Source organism: Micromonospora sp. NPDC007230, from assembly GCF_042869115.1.
GTDB lineage: Bacteria > Actinomycetota > Actinomycetes > Mycobacteriales > Micromonosporaceae > Micromonospora.
In genome coordinates this window covers 88,383-101,968 of sequence record NZ_JBIAFE010000006.1, presented here as the reverse complement: position 1 = coordinate 101,968, position 13,586 = coordinate 88,383, and the positions used below count along the sequence as shown (strand labels likewise).

General features: G+C 72.2%; 14 protein-coding genes. 3 read left to right on the top strand and 11 right to left on the bottom strand.

Features of this window, described 5'->3' with window-relative positions:
* Positions 1-39: 39 nt before the first annotated feature.
* The 5 genes from paaE to paaA all read right to left on the bottom strand — a co-directional run bounded on the left by paaE (position 40) and on the right by paaA (position 3,920).
* Entirely contained in the window at positions 40-1,176 is a 1,137-nt protein-coding gene (gene paaE / locus ACFYML_RS10910; protein ID WP_387420406.1) for a 1,2-phenylacetyl-CoA epoxidase subunit PaaE, read from the bottom strand.
* Complete coding sequence (gene paaD / locus ACFYML_RS10905; RefSeq protein WP_387420405.1) at positions 1,173-1,649, bottom strand: 1,2-phenylacetyl-CoA epoxidase subunit PaaD; 477 nt, start codon at positions 1,647-1,649, stop codon at positions 1,173-1,175. The genes paaE and paaD overlap by 4 nt, the downstream gene beginning before the upstream one ends.
* Before the next feature lie 114 nt (positions 1,650-1,763).
* On the bottom strand, positions 1,764-2,489 hold the full coding sequence (gene paaC / locus ACFYML_RS10900) for a 1,2-phenylacetyl-CoA epoxidase subunit PaaC (protein WP_387420404.1): 726 nt from the start codon (positions 2,487-2,489) through the stop codon (positions 1,764-1,766).
* The gene (gene paaB / locus ACFYML_RS10895; RefSeq protein ID WP_357434720.1) at positions 2,486-2,773 is read right to left on the bottom strand and encodes a 1,2-phenylacetyl-CoA epoxidase subunit PaaB; all 288 of its coding nucleotides are present in this window, start codon (positions 2,771-2,773) and stop codon (positions 2,486-2,488) included. Before paaB ends, paaC begins: the two co-directional genes overlap by 4 nt.
* A 76-nt stretch (positions 2,774-2,849) precedes the next feature.
* Positions 2,850-3,920 carry a 1,2-phenylacetyl-CoA epoxidase subunit PaaA gene (paaA, locus tag ACFYML_RS10890; protein ID WP_387420403.1) on the bottom strand — a complete coding sequence of 357 codons (1,071 nt, stop codon included), beginning with the start codon at positions 3,918-3,920 and terminating at the stop codon, positions 2,850-2,852.
* 368 nt (positions 3,921-4,288) lie between these two features.
* On the opposite strand from paaA, the gene ACFYML_RS10885 reads away from it, so the two are divergent.
* Together ACFYML_RS10885 and ACFYML_RS10880 are read left to right on the top strand one after the other, a co-directional pair.
* A complete protein-coding gene (locus ACFYML_RS10885) occupies positions 4,289-5,242 on the top strand; it encodes a hypothetical protein (protein ID WP_387420401.1) in 954 nt (317 codons plus the stop codon).
* Positions 5,242-6,186: a hypothetical protein gene (locus ACFYML_RS10880; RefSeq protein ID WP_387420400.1), complete on the top strand. Its 945-nt coding sequence runs from the start codon at positions 5,242-5,244 to the stop codon at positions 6,184-6,186. The genes ACFYML_RS10885 and ACFYML_RS10880 overlap by 1 nt, the downstream gene beginning before the upstream one ends.
* A gap of 67 nt (positions 6,187-6,253) precedes the next feature.
* Here ACFYML_RS10880 and ACFYML_RS10875 read toward each other — a convergent pair whose 3' ends face one another.
* Genes ACFYML_RS10875 through ACFYML_RS10865 form a run of 3 tightly spaced genes read right to left on the bottom strand, consistent with a single transcriptional unit; the run spans position 6,254 to position 9,133 of the window.
* Complete coding sequence (locus ACFYML_RS10875; RefSeq protein WP_387420399.1) at positions 6,254-7,105, bottom strand: menaquinone biosynthetic enzyme MqnA/MqnD family protein; 852 nt, start codon at positions 7,103-7,105, stop codon at positions 6,254-6,256.
* 33 nt (positions 7,106-7,138) lie between these two features.
* Positions 7,139-8,506, bottom strand: a complete 1,368-nt coding sequence (locus tag ACFYML_RS10870) for an MFS transporter (protein WP_387420397.1) — start codon at positions 8,504-8,506, stop codon at positions 7,139-7,141.
* A gap of 45 nt (positions 8,507-8,551) precedes the next feature.
* Positions 8,552-9,133, bottom strand: coding sequence for an ArsR/SmtB family transcription factor (locus tag ACFYML_RS10865; protein ID WP_387420396.1), 582 nt, complete (start codon positions 9,131-9,133; stop codon positions 8,552-8,554).
* Positions 9,134-9,316: 183 nt separating this feature from the next.
* On the opposite strand from ACFYML_RS10865, the gene ACFYML_RS10860 reads away from it, so the two are divergent.
* Positions 9,317-11,524, top strand: coding sequence for a HelD family protein (locus tag ACFYML_RS10860; RefSeq protein WP_387420395.1), 2,208 nt, complete (start codon positions 9,317-9,319; stop codon positions 11,522-11,524).
* Between the two features lie 119 nt (positions 11,525-11,643).
* Here the strand turns inward: ACFYML_RS10860 and ACFYML_RS10855 are convergent, their stop codons facing one another.
* Genes ACFYML_RS10855 through ACFYML_RS10845 form a run of 3 tightly spaced genes read right to left on the bottom strand, consistent with a single transcriptional unit; the run spans position 11,644 to position 13,537 of the window.
* Positions 11,644-12,243, bottom strand: coding sequence for a hypothetical protein (locus ACFYML_RS10855; protein WP_387420394.1), 600 nt, complete (start codon positions 12,241-12,243; stop codon positions 11,644-11,646).
* A 4-nt stretch (positions 12,244-12,247) separates the two neighbouring features.
* Complete coding sequence (locus ACFYML_RS10850) at positions 12,248-12,601, bottom strand: YbaB/EbfC family nucleoid-associated protein (protein ID WP_357434712.1); 354 nt, start codon at positions 12,599-12,601, stop codon at positions 12,248-12,250.
* Positions 12,602-12,610: 9 nt separating this feature from the next.
* Positions 12,611-13,537 (bottom strand): WXG100 family type VII secretion target, encoded by a 927-nt coding sequence (locus ACFYML_RS10845; protein WP_387420393.1) that lies wholly within the window; start codon positions 13,535-13,537, stop codon positions 12,611-12,613.
* Between the last annotated feature and the right edge of the window lie 49 nt (positions 13,538-13,586).

The following is a 13,586-nucleotide window of genomic DNA, read 5'->3' as shown; positions in this document are numbered from 1 at the left end:
CGCAGGAGCTTGATGACCGCGAACGAGATGTTCTACATGTCACGCGTCGTAGTCGACGGTGAGCTTGTCGGTCACCGGGCTGGACTGGCAGGTGAGGACGTAGCCGGCCGCCACCTCGTCGGGCTCCAACGCATAGTTGCGGGCCATGGTCACCTCGCCCTCGACCACCTTGGCCTTACAGGTCGAGCAGACCCCGCCCTTGCAGGCGTACGGCAGCTCGCCGCGGACCTTCAACGCCGCGTCCAGCACCCGCTCGTCCCGGCCCATGGTGAACCGCGACGAGCGCCCGTCCAGCACGATCGTCACCTCGGCGCCGGCGCCGGGCTCGTCGGTCGGGCGGCGGACCGGCTCGGGCGGGGCGTCGACGTGGAACAGTTCGGTGTGCACCGCCGAATCCGGCAGGCCGCGGGCAGCCAACACCGCCTTGGCGTCCACCACCATCCCGTACGGGCCGCAGAGGAACCACTCGTCGATGGCGTCGCCGGGGACGATCGTGTCGAGCAGCCGAGTGAGCCGGTCGGCGTCGATCCGCCCGGACAGCAGCGGCGACTCGCCCAGCTCCCGGGAGAGCACGTGCACCAGGTGCAGCCGGGTGGGCCACCGGTCCTTCAGGTCGGCCAACTCCTCGGCGAACATCACCGAGTTCGCCGTGCGGTTGCCGTACACCAGGGTGAAGGTGCTGGCCGGCTCGACGGCCAGCGCGGTCGCGACCAGCGAGAGCACCGGGGTGATGCCGGAGCCGGCCACCACCGCGCCGTACCGGCGGACCCGGTCCGGCGCGAACGCCGTGGTGAAGTGCCCGAGCGGGGGCAGCACCTCGACGGTGTCGCCGCCGCGCAGGGCGCCGCAGGCGTACGCGGAGAAGGCGCCGCCGGGAATCTCCCGCACCCCGATCCGCAGCCGGCCGTGCCGCGCCAACTCCGCCGGCGTCGAGCAGATCGAGTACGACCGCCGCACCTCCTCCCCGCCCTCGCCGGCCGAGCCGGTGAGCCCGCCACCGGCGGGAAGCCGGACAGTGAGGTGCTGACCGGCGGAGAACGCGAAGGTCTCCCGCAGCTCCTCCGGTACGGCGAAGGTGATCGCCACGGCGTCGGCGGTGAGCCGGTCGACGGCGGCGACGGGGAGCGGGTGGAAGACCGGCCGGCGACGGACCGGTCGGGTGATCGTGACAGTCACAGCGCCTTCAGGTGGTCGAAGGGTTCGGAGCAGGAGCGGCAGCGCCAGAGGGCCTTGCACGCGGTGGAACCGAAGCGGCTGACCTGCTCGGTCTCCGGGGAGCCGCAGCGCGGGCAGCGTACGGCGAGGGTCAGCGGCACGACGGTGCCGGCGCGGGCCGGCGCGGGCGGGGCGATGCCGGCGGCGGCCAGCTTGTCGCGGCCGCTCGCCGAGATCCAGTCGGTGCTCCACGCCGGGGAGTACACGGTGCGGATCTCGGCGTCGGGGTGGCCGGCGGCGGCGAGCGCCCGGCGGATGTCCGCCCGGATCACGTCCATCGCCGGGCAGCCGGTGTAGGTGGGGGTGATGGTGACGACGAGCCGGCCGGTGGCCGGATCCTCGTCGACCGACCGCAGGATGCCCAGCTCGTCGATGGTGACGACCCGGATCTCCGGGTCCACCACCGCCGCCGCGGCCGCCCTGGGATCACTCACCGGTGCCACCTTTCGTTCGCGACTGCGGGGCTCCGCTCCGCTGCACTCCTCGCGCTCACCGGTGCCACCTTTCGTTCGCGACTGCGGGGCTCCGCTCCGCTGCACTCCTCGCGCTCACCACTTCGCCCCGGGATGGGCGCGGTGCAGCACCTGCATCTCGGCCAGCAGGTACGAGAGGTGTTCGGTGTGGACGCCGTCCCGGCCACCACCGGGGGCCCAGCCGTCCGCCGGGCGGGTCAGCGTCGCCTCGGCCAGCACGGCGGAGACGTGGACGTCGAAGTCGGCCCGCAGGGTGGCCGGGTCGACCGGCGCCCCGGGGTCCGCCGTGAAGAGCTCGTGGACGTACGGCCACACCTGGTCGACCGCGGCCTGCATCCGGCGGTGCGACTCCTCGGTGCCGTCGCCGAGCCGCCGCACCCAGAGCGAGGCGTGGTCCAGGTGGTACGCGGACTCCTTGCGGGCCTTCGCACCGATCGCGGCCAGCCGCTCGTCGCCGCACCCGGCCAGCGCGGTGTAGAGCGGGAGCTGGTACGCGGCCAGGAAGAACAGCTTCGCCATGGTGACCGCGAAGTCGCCGTTGGGCAGCTCGACCAGGAGGCAGTTGCGGAACTCCCGGTCGCCGCGAAGGTAGGCCAGGGCGTCCTCGTCCCGCCCCGCGCCCTCCAGCTCGCCCGCGTACGTGAGCAGGAGGCGGGCCGCACCGAGTTGGTCGAGGGCGATGTTCGCCAGCGCGACGTCCTCCTCCATCTCCGGCGCGCGGGAGGTCCACTCGCCGAGCCGCTGCGCCGCGATCAGCGCGTCGTCGCCGAGGGCGAGGGCGAAGTCGAATGGGAGAGTCACAGGTGGGCCACCCCGTCCGGCACCTGGTAGAAGGTCGGGTGGCGGTAGACCTTGTCGGCCGCCGGGTCGAAGAAGGCGTCCTTCTCGTCCGGGCTGGACGCGGTGATCGCGCTCGCCGGCACCACCCAGATGGAGACGCCCTCCTGCCGCCGGGTGTAGAGGTCCCGCGCGTTGCGCAGGGCCAGCTCCGCGTCGGGGGCGTGCAGGCTGCCCACGTGGGTGTGCGACAGCCCGCGCCGGGCCCGCACGAACACCTCCCAGAGCGGGGTCTGTTCCTTGCTCATGCCGGCACCTCGCTCCGCTCGGCGCCGGCATGAGGCACTTCCGCGCTGTGCTGATGACTCGCTCGCTGACGCTCGCTCATGCCGCCACCTTCTCCTTCTGCGTCTCCGCCCGCTTGGCGGCGTACGCCGCGGCGGCCTCGCGTACCCAGGCGCCCTCCTCGTGGGCGCCGCGCCGATGCGCCATCCGCTGCCGGTTGCACGGCCCGTCGCCCTTGATCACCCGCATCAGCTCGTCGTAGTCGGGCTGGCTGAAGTCGTACGCCTGCCGCTCCTCGTTCCACCGCAGGTCGGGGTCGGGGAGGGTGAGCCCGAGGATCTCCGCCTGCTGCACGCACATGTCGACGAAGCGCTGGCGCAGCTCGTCGTTGGAGAAGCGCTTGATCTTCCAGGCCATCGACTGTGCGCTGTGCGTCGAGTCACCGTCGGGCGGGCCGAACATCGCCAGGGACGGGTACCACCAGCGGTCCACCGCGTCCTGGGCCATCGCCTTCTGCTCCGGCGTGCCGTGGGCCAGGGTGTGCAGGATCTCGTACCCCTGGCGCTGGTGGAACGACTCCTCCTTGCAGACCCGGATCATCGCTCGGGCGTACGGGCCGTAGGAGCAGCGGCACAGCGGCACCTGGTTGACGATCGCCGCGCCGTCCACCAGCCAGCCGATCGCACCCACGTCGGCCCAGGTCAGGGTCGGGTAGTTGAAGATCGAGCTGTACTTCTGCCGGCCCTCGATCAGCAGCTCCACCAGCTCGTCCCGGCTCACGCCCAGCGTCTCGGCCGCCGCATAGAGGTAAAGGCCGTGGCCGGCCTCGTCCTGCACCTTGGCCAGCAGGATCGCCTTGCGCTTGAGCGAGGGGGCGCGACTGATCCAGTTGCCCTCCGGCTGCATGCCGATGATCTCGGAGTGCGCGTGCTGGGCGATCTGCCGGATCAGCGTCTTCCGGTACGCCTCCGGCATCCAGTCCCGCGGCTCGATCTTCTGATCGGCGTCGATCACGTCCGCGAAGTACGCCTCGAGGTCCTCGTCGGGCGCCGGACCGCCGCGTCGGGCCCGCGCCGCGGCCTCCCGCAGCGCTGCTTCCGCCGCCTCCACCTCGCCGAGCAGGCCGCCGCCCGGACCCTCCTCGGGCGGGGCGAAGTCGTTGCCATACATGAGGCCAGTGTTACAGCTCGCGACCGATGACACCAGAGGGTGTAACAGGTTTCCGGACACACCTTCCGTCACCCGATGACCGCTTACGGTCAGGGGCCCCGATCTGCCACCACACTGTGATGTCGACCACGTCCAGAAGGTGAATCCTCGCAAGCACGGCACAACGGCGAATTACCCCGCCTTCACGGCGAGTTGCCACCACGCGAGTTCTGGCATCGGGCCTGTCCGGAAGTAGACTTCCCCCGGCACACCGATCGGCTGCTGACGATCGCCACCGGCTCCAGGCCACTCCCCCGGCCCCGGCGATCAAGCCGAACACATTCGGAAAAGCCGGTCCCCCCGGCCAGACATCTGGAGTTCACCCACTCATGCGACATCGCGTGATCATGGTGCTCGCCATCGTGACGGTCCTCCTCGGTGGCGTCATGCTGGTGCCCGCCGCGTACGCCCGCCTCAGTGGCGGCGACGCCATCGCCGGCCTCGGCGGCATCGGTGGCGGCGACAAGGTCCCCGCGCCCGAGCCCACCGCGCCAGCCAAGCCGACCCTGGCCGCCGCACCGGTCTCGGTGAACTTCACGGGCGAGTTCTTCTCCTGGGCGCTGATGGACCGCAAGACCGGGGAGATCAGCGGCGCGAAGAACATGACCGAGACGAACTCGACCGAGTCGATGATCAAGGCGTGGATCGTCTCGGACTATCTGCGCCAGCTCGGCAACAAGCCGCTCACCACGCAACGGAAGCAACAGGTTGTCACCGCCATCCGGGACAGCAACGACGTGGCCGCCGAAGCGCTGTACAACGCCGGAGGACGGCGGCCGGTGCTGGAGCGGCTGATCAAGATGTGCAAGCTGACCGACACGACGATCGAGCCCACCCGGGCGAAGTGGGCGTACACCAAGATGTCGCCGCGCGACGCGGTGCGGATGGGCGACTGCATCGGTGACGGCACCGCCGCCGGAAAGAAGTGGACCAAGTTCGTCCTCAGCGAGATGACGAAGGTCCGCGGCGGCGTCGAGGACCAGAAGAGCACGACCGTTCAGGGTGGTCGCTGGGGCATCATCGACGGCCTGCCCGACTCGATCACGTCCCAGCAGCCGGTCAGCATCAAGAACGGCTTCACCATGCTCTGGGCCGACGTCCAGTGGCACGTCAACTGCCTCGCGATCACCGACGACTGGACCCTGACCGTGATGATGCGCTACCCGCAGAAGGCCGGCCTGGAGTACGGCGCGAAGGTCTGCGCCAGCGTCGCCACCCAGTTGGTGACCCCGCAGCCCGGCGCCGCCCTGAAGGTGCCGCAGCAGCCGCTCGGGAAGCTCTGATGGCCGGCACCCGCCGCCGCCCGGGCAGCAATCACCGCCCGCTGGCCCTCGCCGCCGTCGCCGTCATCCTGGTCGGCCTGTCGCTCGTGGCGCTCCGGCTGGTGCCCGGCTCGCCGCTGCGCCCCGCCGTCGCCTCGCAGCCGGCCGCGGCGGGCGGCCGGTCCGCGGGCACGCCGACCGATCGCAACACCCGTCCCGCCCCGTCTGCCTCGCCCTCACCCTCCCCGTCCCTCGAGCCGCTGCCGTTCGCCGCGCAGGACCTCGACGACCTCGGGATCAAGGGCTGGTACGCGTGGAGTGTCCTGGACAAGCGGACCGGGAAGATCATCGGTTCGGAGAACATGGCCGAGACCAGCACCACCGCGTCGATGATCAAGTCGTGGATCGTGGCCGACTACCTGCGGCGGGCGGCCGAGAACGGGCAGACCCCGAGCGACGCGAAGCTGGCCGACGCCACGAAGATCATCCGGGACAGCGACAACACCCGCGCCGAGCAGTTCTACAACAGCGTCGGCCGGTCCGCCTCGATCAAGCGGCTGATCTCGATGTGCGGGCTGACCGACAGCAAGGTCGCCAGTGACGGCGGCTGGAGCCGGACCAAACTCTCCCCACGGGACACCGCCCGGCTCGGACTGTGCATCGACGACGGCCGGGCGGCCGGACCGAAGTGGACCAAGTGGCTGCTCAACGAGATGCGGCTGGTCCGTGGTGCCGGCGACTTCGGCATCCGCAAGGCGTTCCCGGCCAAGGCGCAGAAGACCATCGCCATCAAGAACGGCTGGATCGACCGGACCAAGGAGCAGGAGATGCACATCAACTGCCTGGCCATCGGCGACACCTGGACGATGGGCGTGATGGTCCGCTACCCGATCGGCATGGGCTACGACTACGGCATGAAGAACTGCCAGAAGATCACCGAGGCGTTGCTCCGCCCGGCCACGTAACCGCCCGTTCCCCAGCGATGTGGCGGTGTCCCGGCTCCCGGGAGACCGCCACATCGCCGTTTCGGCGTCAGCCGAGGAAGAACTCCGGCCCGCCGGCCGGGAGGGCCGGGGCCTCACCCATCGCGGCCGCCCGGCGGGCGAACTCACGCAGCCCGGTCACCTGCCGCTCGCCCAGCGAGAAATCGAGGGTACGGAAGTAGGTGGCCAGGGTCGCCGCGTCGAACGGCTCCCAGCGGGCCGCCGCCTCGGCCACCTGGTCCAGCTCGGCCAGGCAGAGGTCGCGCGAGCGCAGGAACGCCTCGTGCACCTCCTTGACCACGCCGGGGTGCGCGGCGGCGAAGTCGCGGCGGACCGCCCAGACGGCGAACACCATCGGCAGCCCGGTCCACTCCCGCCAGGCCTGCCCGAGGTCGGTCACCTGGAGGCCCTTGCGGGGCGCCTCGTAGAGCGCACGCAGCGCCACGTCGCCGATCAGCACACCGGCGTCGGCCTCCAGGAGCATCTGGGTCAGCTCCGGCGGGCAGCGGAAGTACTCCGGACGTACGCCGTATCGCTCGGCGAGCAGCAGCTGGGCCAGGAGCACCCCGGTACGGGAGGTCGAGCCGAGTGCGACGCGGGCACCGTCCAGCTCGGTGAGGGGCTTGGTGGAGACCACGTTGACCGAGAGCACCGGGCCGTCGCTGCCGACCGCCAGATCCGGCAGGAGCAGCAGCTCGTCGGCGTGCCGCAGGTACTCCACGTGCGAGATCGGCCCGATGTCGAGGTCACCGGCGACCAGTGCGGCGTTCAGCCGGTCCGGCGAGTCCTTGTGCAGGTCGACGTCGATCAGCGCGCCGGACCGCATCAGCCCCCAGTAGATCGGCAGGCAGTTGAGGAACTGAATGTGTCCCACCCGCGGGCGGGCGATGCGGTCGGCCATGACCCGACGTTATCGCCGCGCCGCCTCGCCGGCTCACGGGGAGGGCAGTTGAGTGGCCAACTCCGCACCGGCGGCCACCTGCCGCGGCCCGGACGCCGCCGGATCGACCGGCCCGCCTTCGGCCACGCCGCCGGGCCGGAGCGCCGGTGCTTCGGCGGGCCCGGCCGGGGGTACGCCGACCGGCGCCCGCACGCCCCGGACGGCCCGGGTGACCGAGGGCACGACCAGCGCGATCACCAGCAGCCCGGCGATACCGCAGCCGGCGACCAGGGATCGGGGCGTGGCCGCCTCGAGCAGGAGACCGCCGAGCAGGAAGCCGACCATGGAGGCACCCTGGACGGACCCGCCGAGCGCGGCGTACGCCCGGCCGCGGCTCGCCTCGGGCACCCGCCGGGCCAGCAGCACGTTGTCGAAGACGTTCGCCCCGCCGTTGCCCACGCCACCGAGCAGCCAGACCGGCACCAGCAGCAGTGCGGAGGGCACCGCGGCGGAGAGCAGGATCATCAGGCAGCATCCGGCGAGCAGGACGAGGTAGCCGACGAGCAGCCGGCGGTCGTCGACCAACCGCCGGGCCAGCCGGGCGAAGAGCCATGCCCCGACCAGGATGCCGAGCGTCCACGAGCCGGTGACCAGGCCGTACATGGTGGTGGAGCTGTGCAGGGTCTCGCGGATGAAGAAGACCTCGACCACGTTGATCGCTCCGACGGCGGCGATCACGCCGGCGATGGTGACGATCATCGCGACCAGCATCGGGTCGCCGCGCAGCCGCCAGGCGACCGCGGGCGCGGTGGACGCGCCGGGTGCCGTCGCCGGGCCCGATCGCTGGCTGCCACCCCGGCGGGTCCGGATGAGCAGTGCGGCCGCCACGAGTGCGAGGTAGCTGGCGGCGTCGAGGAGCAGCGGCAGCCGGGTGCCGAAGCCGCCGACCAGCACTCCGGCCAGGGCCGGGCCGGCCAGCGCGCCGAGCGTCCCGGCGGTCTGGTTCAGCGCGGCGGCCCGGGGCAGGTCCTCGGCCCGGACCATGGCCGGCACCAGCGCGGAGAGCACCGGCTGGGTGACCGCGAGGCCGGACGCGAGCAGCGCCACCAGCGCGATGACCAGGGCCGGGTGACTGGCGTAGGCGAGGGCGAGACAGGCGGTGGCCTGGCCGAGCGCGGCGACCACCAGCAGCAGCCTGCTGTCCACCCGGTCCGCGAGCCGGCCGGTAAGCGGAGCGAGCGCCACCAGCGGCGCGGTGGCGGCGAGCATCAGTCCGGACACTGCGAGCCCGCCCGCGCCGGCGGACTGGAGCGCCAGGGTCAGGGCGGTGGCGGCGAGGAAGTCGCCGCAGGTGGAGACGGCGCGGGAGCCGGTGACCAGCCAGACGTCGGACCAGCGCGAACGGCCAGATGCGAAGGACATATTTCGAAAATAATCCTTCACAACTGGTCGACGCAACCCCCGATGTCAGTCGAGGGGCAACGCCCGGTACTGCACGGCGACACTTCGGGATCCGGCGGGCGGGTTGGCCCGCAGCCGCCGCCGGTACGGCTCGATCAACTTCTGGATCGCGTTGTTGAGTCCGGTCAGTTCCTCGGCGGTGAGCTGCAGCAGGCTGTCGCTGAACCAGGCCGCCTCGTACCACTCGCGCGGCTCGTCAGGGGCGCGCTGGATCCAGTCCCGGACGCGCTGGCTGTCCCGAGCCATGTGGGCCTCCACCAGGGCCGCCTCGGCGGCGCGGGCCTCCGAGTCGGCGTCCGGGCCCGACTCGATGTAGTACGAAGGGCTGAACGCCTGCCAGACCCGCTCCCGGGCGTCACCACGGCTGGGGGCCTCCTCGATCAGCCCGTACCTCGCCAGCTCCCGCAGGTGGTAACTGGTCGCGCTCGGGGAGAGGCCGGCGATCTGGGCGCACTCGGTGGCGGTCGCACCGCCCTCCACCGTGCTGAGATGTTCCATGATCGCCATACGGGCGGGGTGGGCGAGGGCCCGCATCACCTGCGGGTCGCTGATCGTCACCCGGCGCTGTTCGGGGCGCTCCTCGGTCATGCCCCCATGATCCCGCGCCGGGCATGGCCCGACGAAATTCAGTTGCCCGCCACCCCGGTCGGAGTAAGCTGCTCTGTCCCGCCCGACGGCCGAGGTGAGTAGCACCGCAGCGGACGTCCCCGCGCCGACCCGTGGTCGGAAACGCGAGCGGCAGCGTTTTTCCCCGTGACGAGGAGTACGTGGATGACCCTGCACGCCCCCGAACAGACCCTGGACCTCGAACTCGCCGCCGAACGCGCCCACCTGGAGACCTCCCGGGCGGCCCTACGCCGGATGCGGGAGCGCGCGGAGGCCCTCTTCGCCACCGGCGACAAGGTCGCCGGTGACGCGTACACCGCCGAGCAGTTGGGCCGCCACATGGCCCGGCGGGTCAAGGAACTGGCCGACGACCCCACCACGCCCCTCTTCTTCGGCCGGCTCGACTTCGGCGGGCGGGCCGACAGCCGGCACAGCGGCGGAACCGCCGACAGCCGGCACAGCGGCGACGCCGAGCCCGACGACATCGTCGGGGTGTACCACGTCGGGCGCCGGCACGTGACCGACGACCTCGGCGAGCCGCTGGTGCTGGACTGGCGAGCCCCGGTCTCCCGGTCGTTCTACCGGGCCAGCGCCCGTGACCCGCAGGGGGTCGCCGTCCGACGCCGCTTCGGGTTCAGCTCCGGCCTGCTGACCAGCTTTGAGGACGAGCACCTGGACCGGGGGGAGGAACTGGGCACGGCCAGCCGGATCCTCACCGCCGAGATCGAGCGTCCCCGCGTCGGCCCGATGCGGGACATCGTCGCCACCATCCAGCCCGAGCAGGACGAGCTGGTCCGGGCCGACCTGGCCGACTCGATCTGCGTGCAGGGCGCGCCCGGCACCGGAAAGACGGCGGTCGGGCTGCACCGCGCCGCGTACCTGCTCTACCTGCACCGGGAACGGCTACGCCGGTCCGGAGTGCTGATCGTCGGGCCCAACCGGGCGTTCCTGTCGTACATCGCCGCGGTGCTGCCGGCGCTCGGCGAGGTCGAGGTCGAGCAGGCCACGGTGGAGGACCTGGTCGCCCGGGTGCCGGTACGCGCGGTCGACGACCCCGCCGTCGCCACCGTCAAGCACGACGCCCGGATGGCCGAGGTGCTCCGCCGCGCGGTCGACGCCCACATCGGTACGCCCACCGAGCCGATCATGGTGGCGGACGGCTCGTTCCGCTGGCGGATCGGCCTCGACCCGCTGCACCGGGTGGTGGAGGAGACCCGCCGGGAGGGGCTGCCGTACGCGACCGGCCGGGAGCGCGTCCGGGCCCGGGTGGTGGGGCTGCTGCAACGCCAGGCCGAGGCCCGCCGGGCGGAGTCGCCCAGCGAGGCCTGGCTGCGCCGGATGGGCAAGGCCAAGCCGGTCACCGACTTCCTCGACGCGGTCTGGCCGGCGCTCACCCCGGACGGGCTGCTGCACCGGCTCTGGTCCGACGCCGACGTCCTCGCCACGGCGGCCGACGGCCTGCTCGACGCCGAGGAGCAGGCCCTGCTGCTCGGGCACGCAGGCTCCGGCGGGCGACCGGGCCCGGAGGACGCCGAGCAAGGCGGTGCCGGCGCGGGCGGGCCGCAGCGCGCGGGCACCGACCGGCGGCGTGGCTCGGCGGCCACCGGGACAAAGCTGGGCCGTACCCCGAAGGCGACGAAGTGGACGGCCGCCGACGCGGTCCTGATCGACGAGGCGGCCGGGCTGATCGAACGGCCGGCCGGCTTCGGGCACGTGGTGGTCGACGAGGCGCAGGACCTGTCCCCGATGCAGTGCCGCGCCATCGCCCGCCGCAGCGAGCACGGCTCGATCACCCTCCTCGGCGACCTGGCCCAGGGCACCGCGCCCTGGGCCGCCACCGACTGGCGGGAGTCCCTGACCCACCTGGGCAAGCCGGACGCCACCGTGGTGCCGCTCAGCGTCGGCTTCCGGGTGCCGGCGGCGGTCGTCGCGTTCGCCAACCGGCTGCTGCCGGCGCTCGCGGTCGACGTACCCGCGGCCGAGTCGCTGCGCCGCGACGGGACGCTGGACGTGCGTACGGTCGAGGACCTGACAGCGGCGACGGTGGCCGAGGTGCACGCGGCGCTCGCGCACGACGGCTCGGTCGGCGTGATCGCCGCCGACGACGCGGTGGACCGGCTCCGCGCGGCACTCTCCGGCGCGGGCGTCGAGACCGCGACCGCCGACGACGTGGAGATCGCAGCGCGCGTCACCGTGGTCCCGGCGACCCTGGTCAAGGGCCTGGAGTACGACCACGTCGTAGTGGTCGAGCCGGCCGCGATCGTGGCGGCCGAGCCGCGGGGCCTGCACCGCCTCTACGTGGTGCTGACCCGGGCGGTGTCCCGGCTGGCGGTGCTGCACCGGGACCCGCTGCCCGTTCCCCTGGCCGACTGACGGCGGACCGTCGCCGGCCGCAAGCAAGAGCACGCCGCATCCGGGATGTAGTGGCCTCCCGGACTGCGGTAGGCCACTACATCCCGGTTCGAACGCGACCTTGGGGCGGCGACGGCGGCTCAGCCCGAGAGGGCGGCGGCGAGGGCGCGGAGCGGGCGGCCGGATTCCGCGATCGGCACGGTGAAGGCGAGCCACGAGCCGTCCGTGAAGTCGATGCGTAGCCGCTTCGGGTTGAGCCGGTGCCAGCCCACCCGGGCCGAAGCGACGTCGGCCCGGGACGCCGACCAGGCCAGCTGGGTCTCGGCCAGGGACCGTTCCTCGTCCGCCTGGTTGGCCAGCAGCTTCACCGGCCCGGTGAGGCAGACCAGCAGCCGCCGGTCGGTGACGGCGAGCAGGGTGTGCCGGAGCTGCCCGTCCGGCCGGAGCGGGTTGACCGCCCGGTGCAGCCGGGAGGCGGCCGAGCCGGGGGCGCCGCGGCCGGCGATGCCCCAGGCGATCACATCCACCAGCCGGTCGCCGCGGTCCCAGGTGGCCAACGGGGCGAGCACGTTGAGCAGCACCGAGCCGACCGTCGCCCGGCCGGAGACCTCGGGTGCGCCCGGGTCGCGCGGCGGGGCCGGCGTGGCCCCGTTGGCGGCCTCGGCCTGCGCCACCGTCAGCACCCGCTCGCCCGACTCGGCCAGCTGACCGATCCGGTCGCGGTACCTGGTCTCCTCCATCGGTTCAGTACCGGTCGTAGCCGTAGTCGTCGGCGGCCGGGCGCGGCGCGGCCGGCGCGTTGCCCATCACCTCGCCGACGATCTCCCGGACCCGGGCGGCGGCGGCCTCCTGGGCACGGTTCGCGGCGGCGGTGAACTCCTCGGCGAGGGTGTAGGAGTCGAACCGCATGGCCCGGGCGTTGATCTCGGTCGAGAGGATCTTGCCGTCGGCGGCCGCGGTGACCGTGACCAGGCCGGAGTCACTCACCCCCTCGGCGCTGCTCTGCTCCAGCTCGGCCATCCGCGCGCCGAGTTCGCGCTGCCACCCGTCGAGGTTGCGGGCCAGCGCCTCGATCCGGTCCAGGGCGGGGAAGGTCATGGCTGCCTCTCAGTTGACGATCGAGTCGAAGACATTCTGGACGCCCTTGGTGTACGGGCCCAGGTCCTCCTTGTAGGTGCCGTCCACCAGGTAGTTGCGGTCCTTGTGCCCGTCGGAGACGTCGTGCAGGCCGACGCCGGTGTCCAGCAGGGTGCCGCCGATGCCGGGGATGTTCACCGGGGACGCCTGGTTGATGGCGAACTTGCCGGGGAACAGGATGGCGGTGCGTTTCATCTTGAACGCGAACGCCTCCTTGGTGTAGCCGGACTTGTTCCACGCCTTGTACGCCTTCTTGGCCTTGCGCAGCTCCATCACCAGCTTGCGGTAGCGGGTGAGCAGCTCGGCGACCTTCTCCAGCTTGGTCACCAGCTTGGTGAGGATCTCGGCGAACCGCGCGACGATCTTGACCATGCGGCCGACCGTGGTGGCCAGCCGGGCCAGCACCCGGACCACCGTGGCGGCCAGCGTCACGCCCGCGCTGAGCACGGCGGCCACCGCGGCGATGATGACCTCGGTCAGGAACCAGAGCAGGAACTCCAGGATCAGCTCGACCAGGAGGTTGAACGCCTCGACCGCCGCGTTCGCCGCGTCGACCAGCACCTCCTTCGTGCCGTCCAGCCCCTTGGCCAGTTCCTCGATCGCCTGCTCGACGGACTCCATCGAGGCGTGGAACTTCTCCGCCGCGTCGCCGTCCCAGGCACCGCGCAGCCGGGCCCGGTCGGCGATCTGGTCGCCGGCGATCTGGCGCACCGCCTCGCCGGTGGTCAGGGCGAGCTGAGCCGCCTGCATCAGGTCGTCCGGCTCACCGGCGACCAGCTCCAGCAGCTGCTCGAACGGCCACAGGACGGCCTGGGAGAGCGGCTTGAACGGGTCGGGGGTGCCCGACACGACCTGCTCGAAGTAGGTCTTGTTGCGCTGCAACGCCTCAGTGCTCATGCGCCCACCTCGCTCCGCTCGGCGGCCGCACGAGGCTCCACGGCACTGC

What these genes read in the sequence shown, in the direction of transcription:
- paaB (WP_357434720.1), bottom strand. Translation starts at nt 2,773, where the DNA reads ATGAGCAAGGAACAGACCCCGCTCTGGGAGGTGTTCGTGCGGGCCCGG.
- paaA (WP_387420403.1), bottom strand. Translation starts at nt 3,920, where the DNA reads ATGTATGGCAACGACTTCGCCCCGCCCGAGGAGGGTCCGGGCGGCGGC.
- ACFYML_RS10885 (WP_387420401.1), top strand. Translation starts at nt 4,289, where the DNA reads ATGCGACATCGCGTGATCATGGTGCTCGCCATCGTGACGGTCCTCCTC.
- ACFYML_RS10880 (WP_387420400.1), top strand. Translation starts at nt 5,242, where the DNA reads ATGGCCGGCACCCGCCGCCGCCCGGGCAGCAATCACCGCCCGCTGGCC.
- ACFYML_RS10875 (WP_387420399.1), bottom strand. Translation starts at nt 7,105, where the DNA reads ATGGCCGACCGCATCGCCCGCCCGCGGGTGGGACACATTCAGTTCCTC.
- ACFYML_RS10870 (WP_387420397.1), bottom strand. Translation starts at nt 8,506, where the DNA reads ATGTCCTTCGCATCTGGCCGTTCGCGCTGGTCCGACGTCTGGCTGGTC.
- ACFYML_RS10865 (WP_387420396.1), bottom strand. Translation starts at nt 9,133, where the DNA reads ATGACCGAGGAGCGCCCCGAACAGCGCCGGGTGACGATCAGCGACCCG.
- ACFYML_RS10860 (WP_387420395.1), top strand. Translation starts at nt 9,317, where the DNA reads ATGACCCTGCACGCCCCCGAACAGACCCTGGACCTCGAACTCGCCGCC.
- ACFYML_RS10855 (WP_387420394.1), bottom strand. Translation starts at nt 12,243, where the DNA reads ATGGAGGAGACCAGGTACCGCGACCGGATCGGTCAGCTGGCCGAGTCG.
- ACFYML_RS10850 (WP_357434712.1), bottom strand. Translation starts at nt 12,601, where the DNA reads ATGACCTTCCCCGCCCTGGACCGGATCGAGGCGCTGGCCCGCAACCTC.
- ACFYML_RS10845 (WP_387420393.1), bottom strand. Translation starts at nt 13,537, where the DNA reads ATGAGCACTGAGGCGTTGCAGCGCAACAAGACCTACTTCGAGCAGGTC.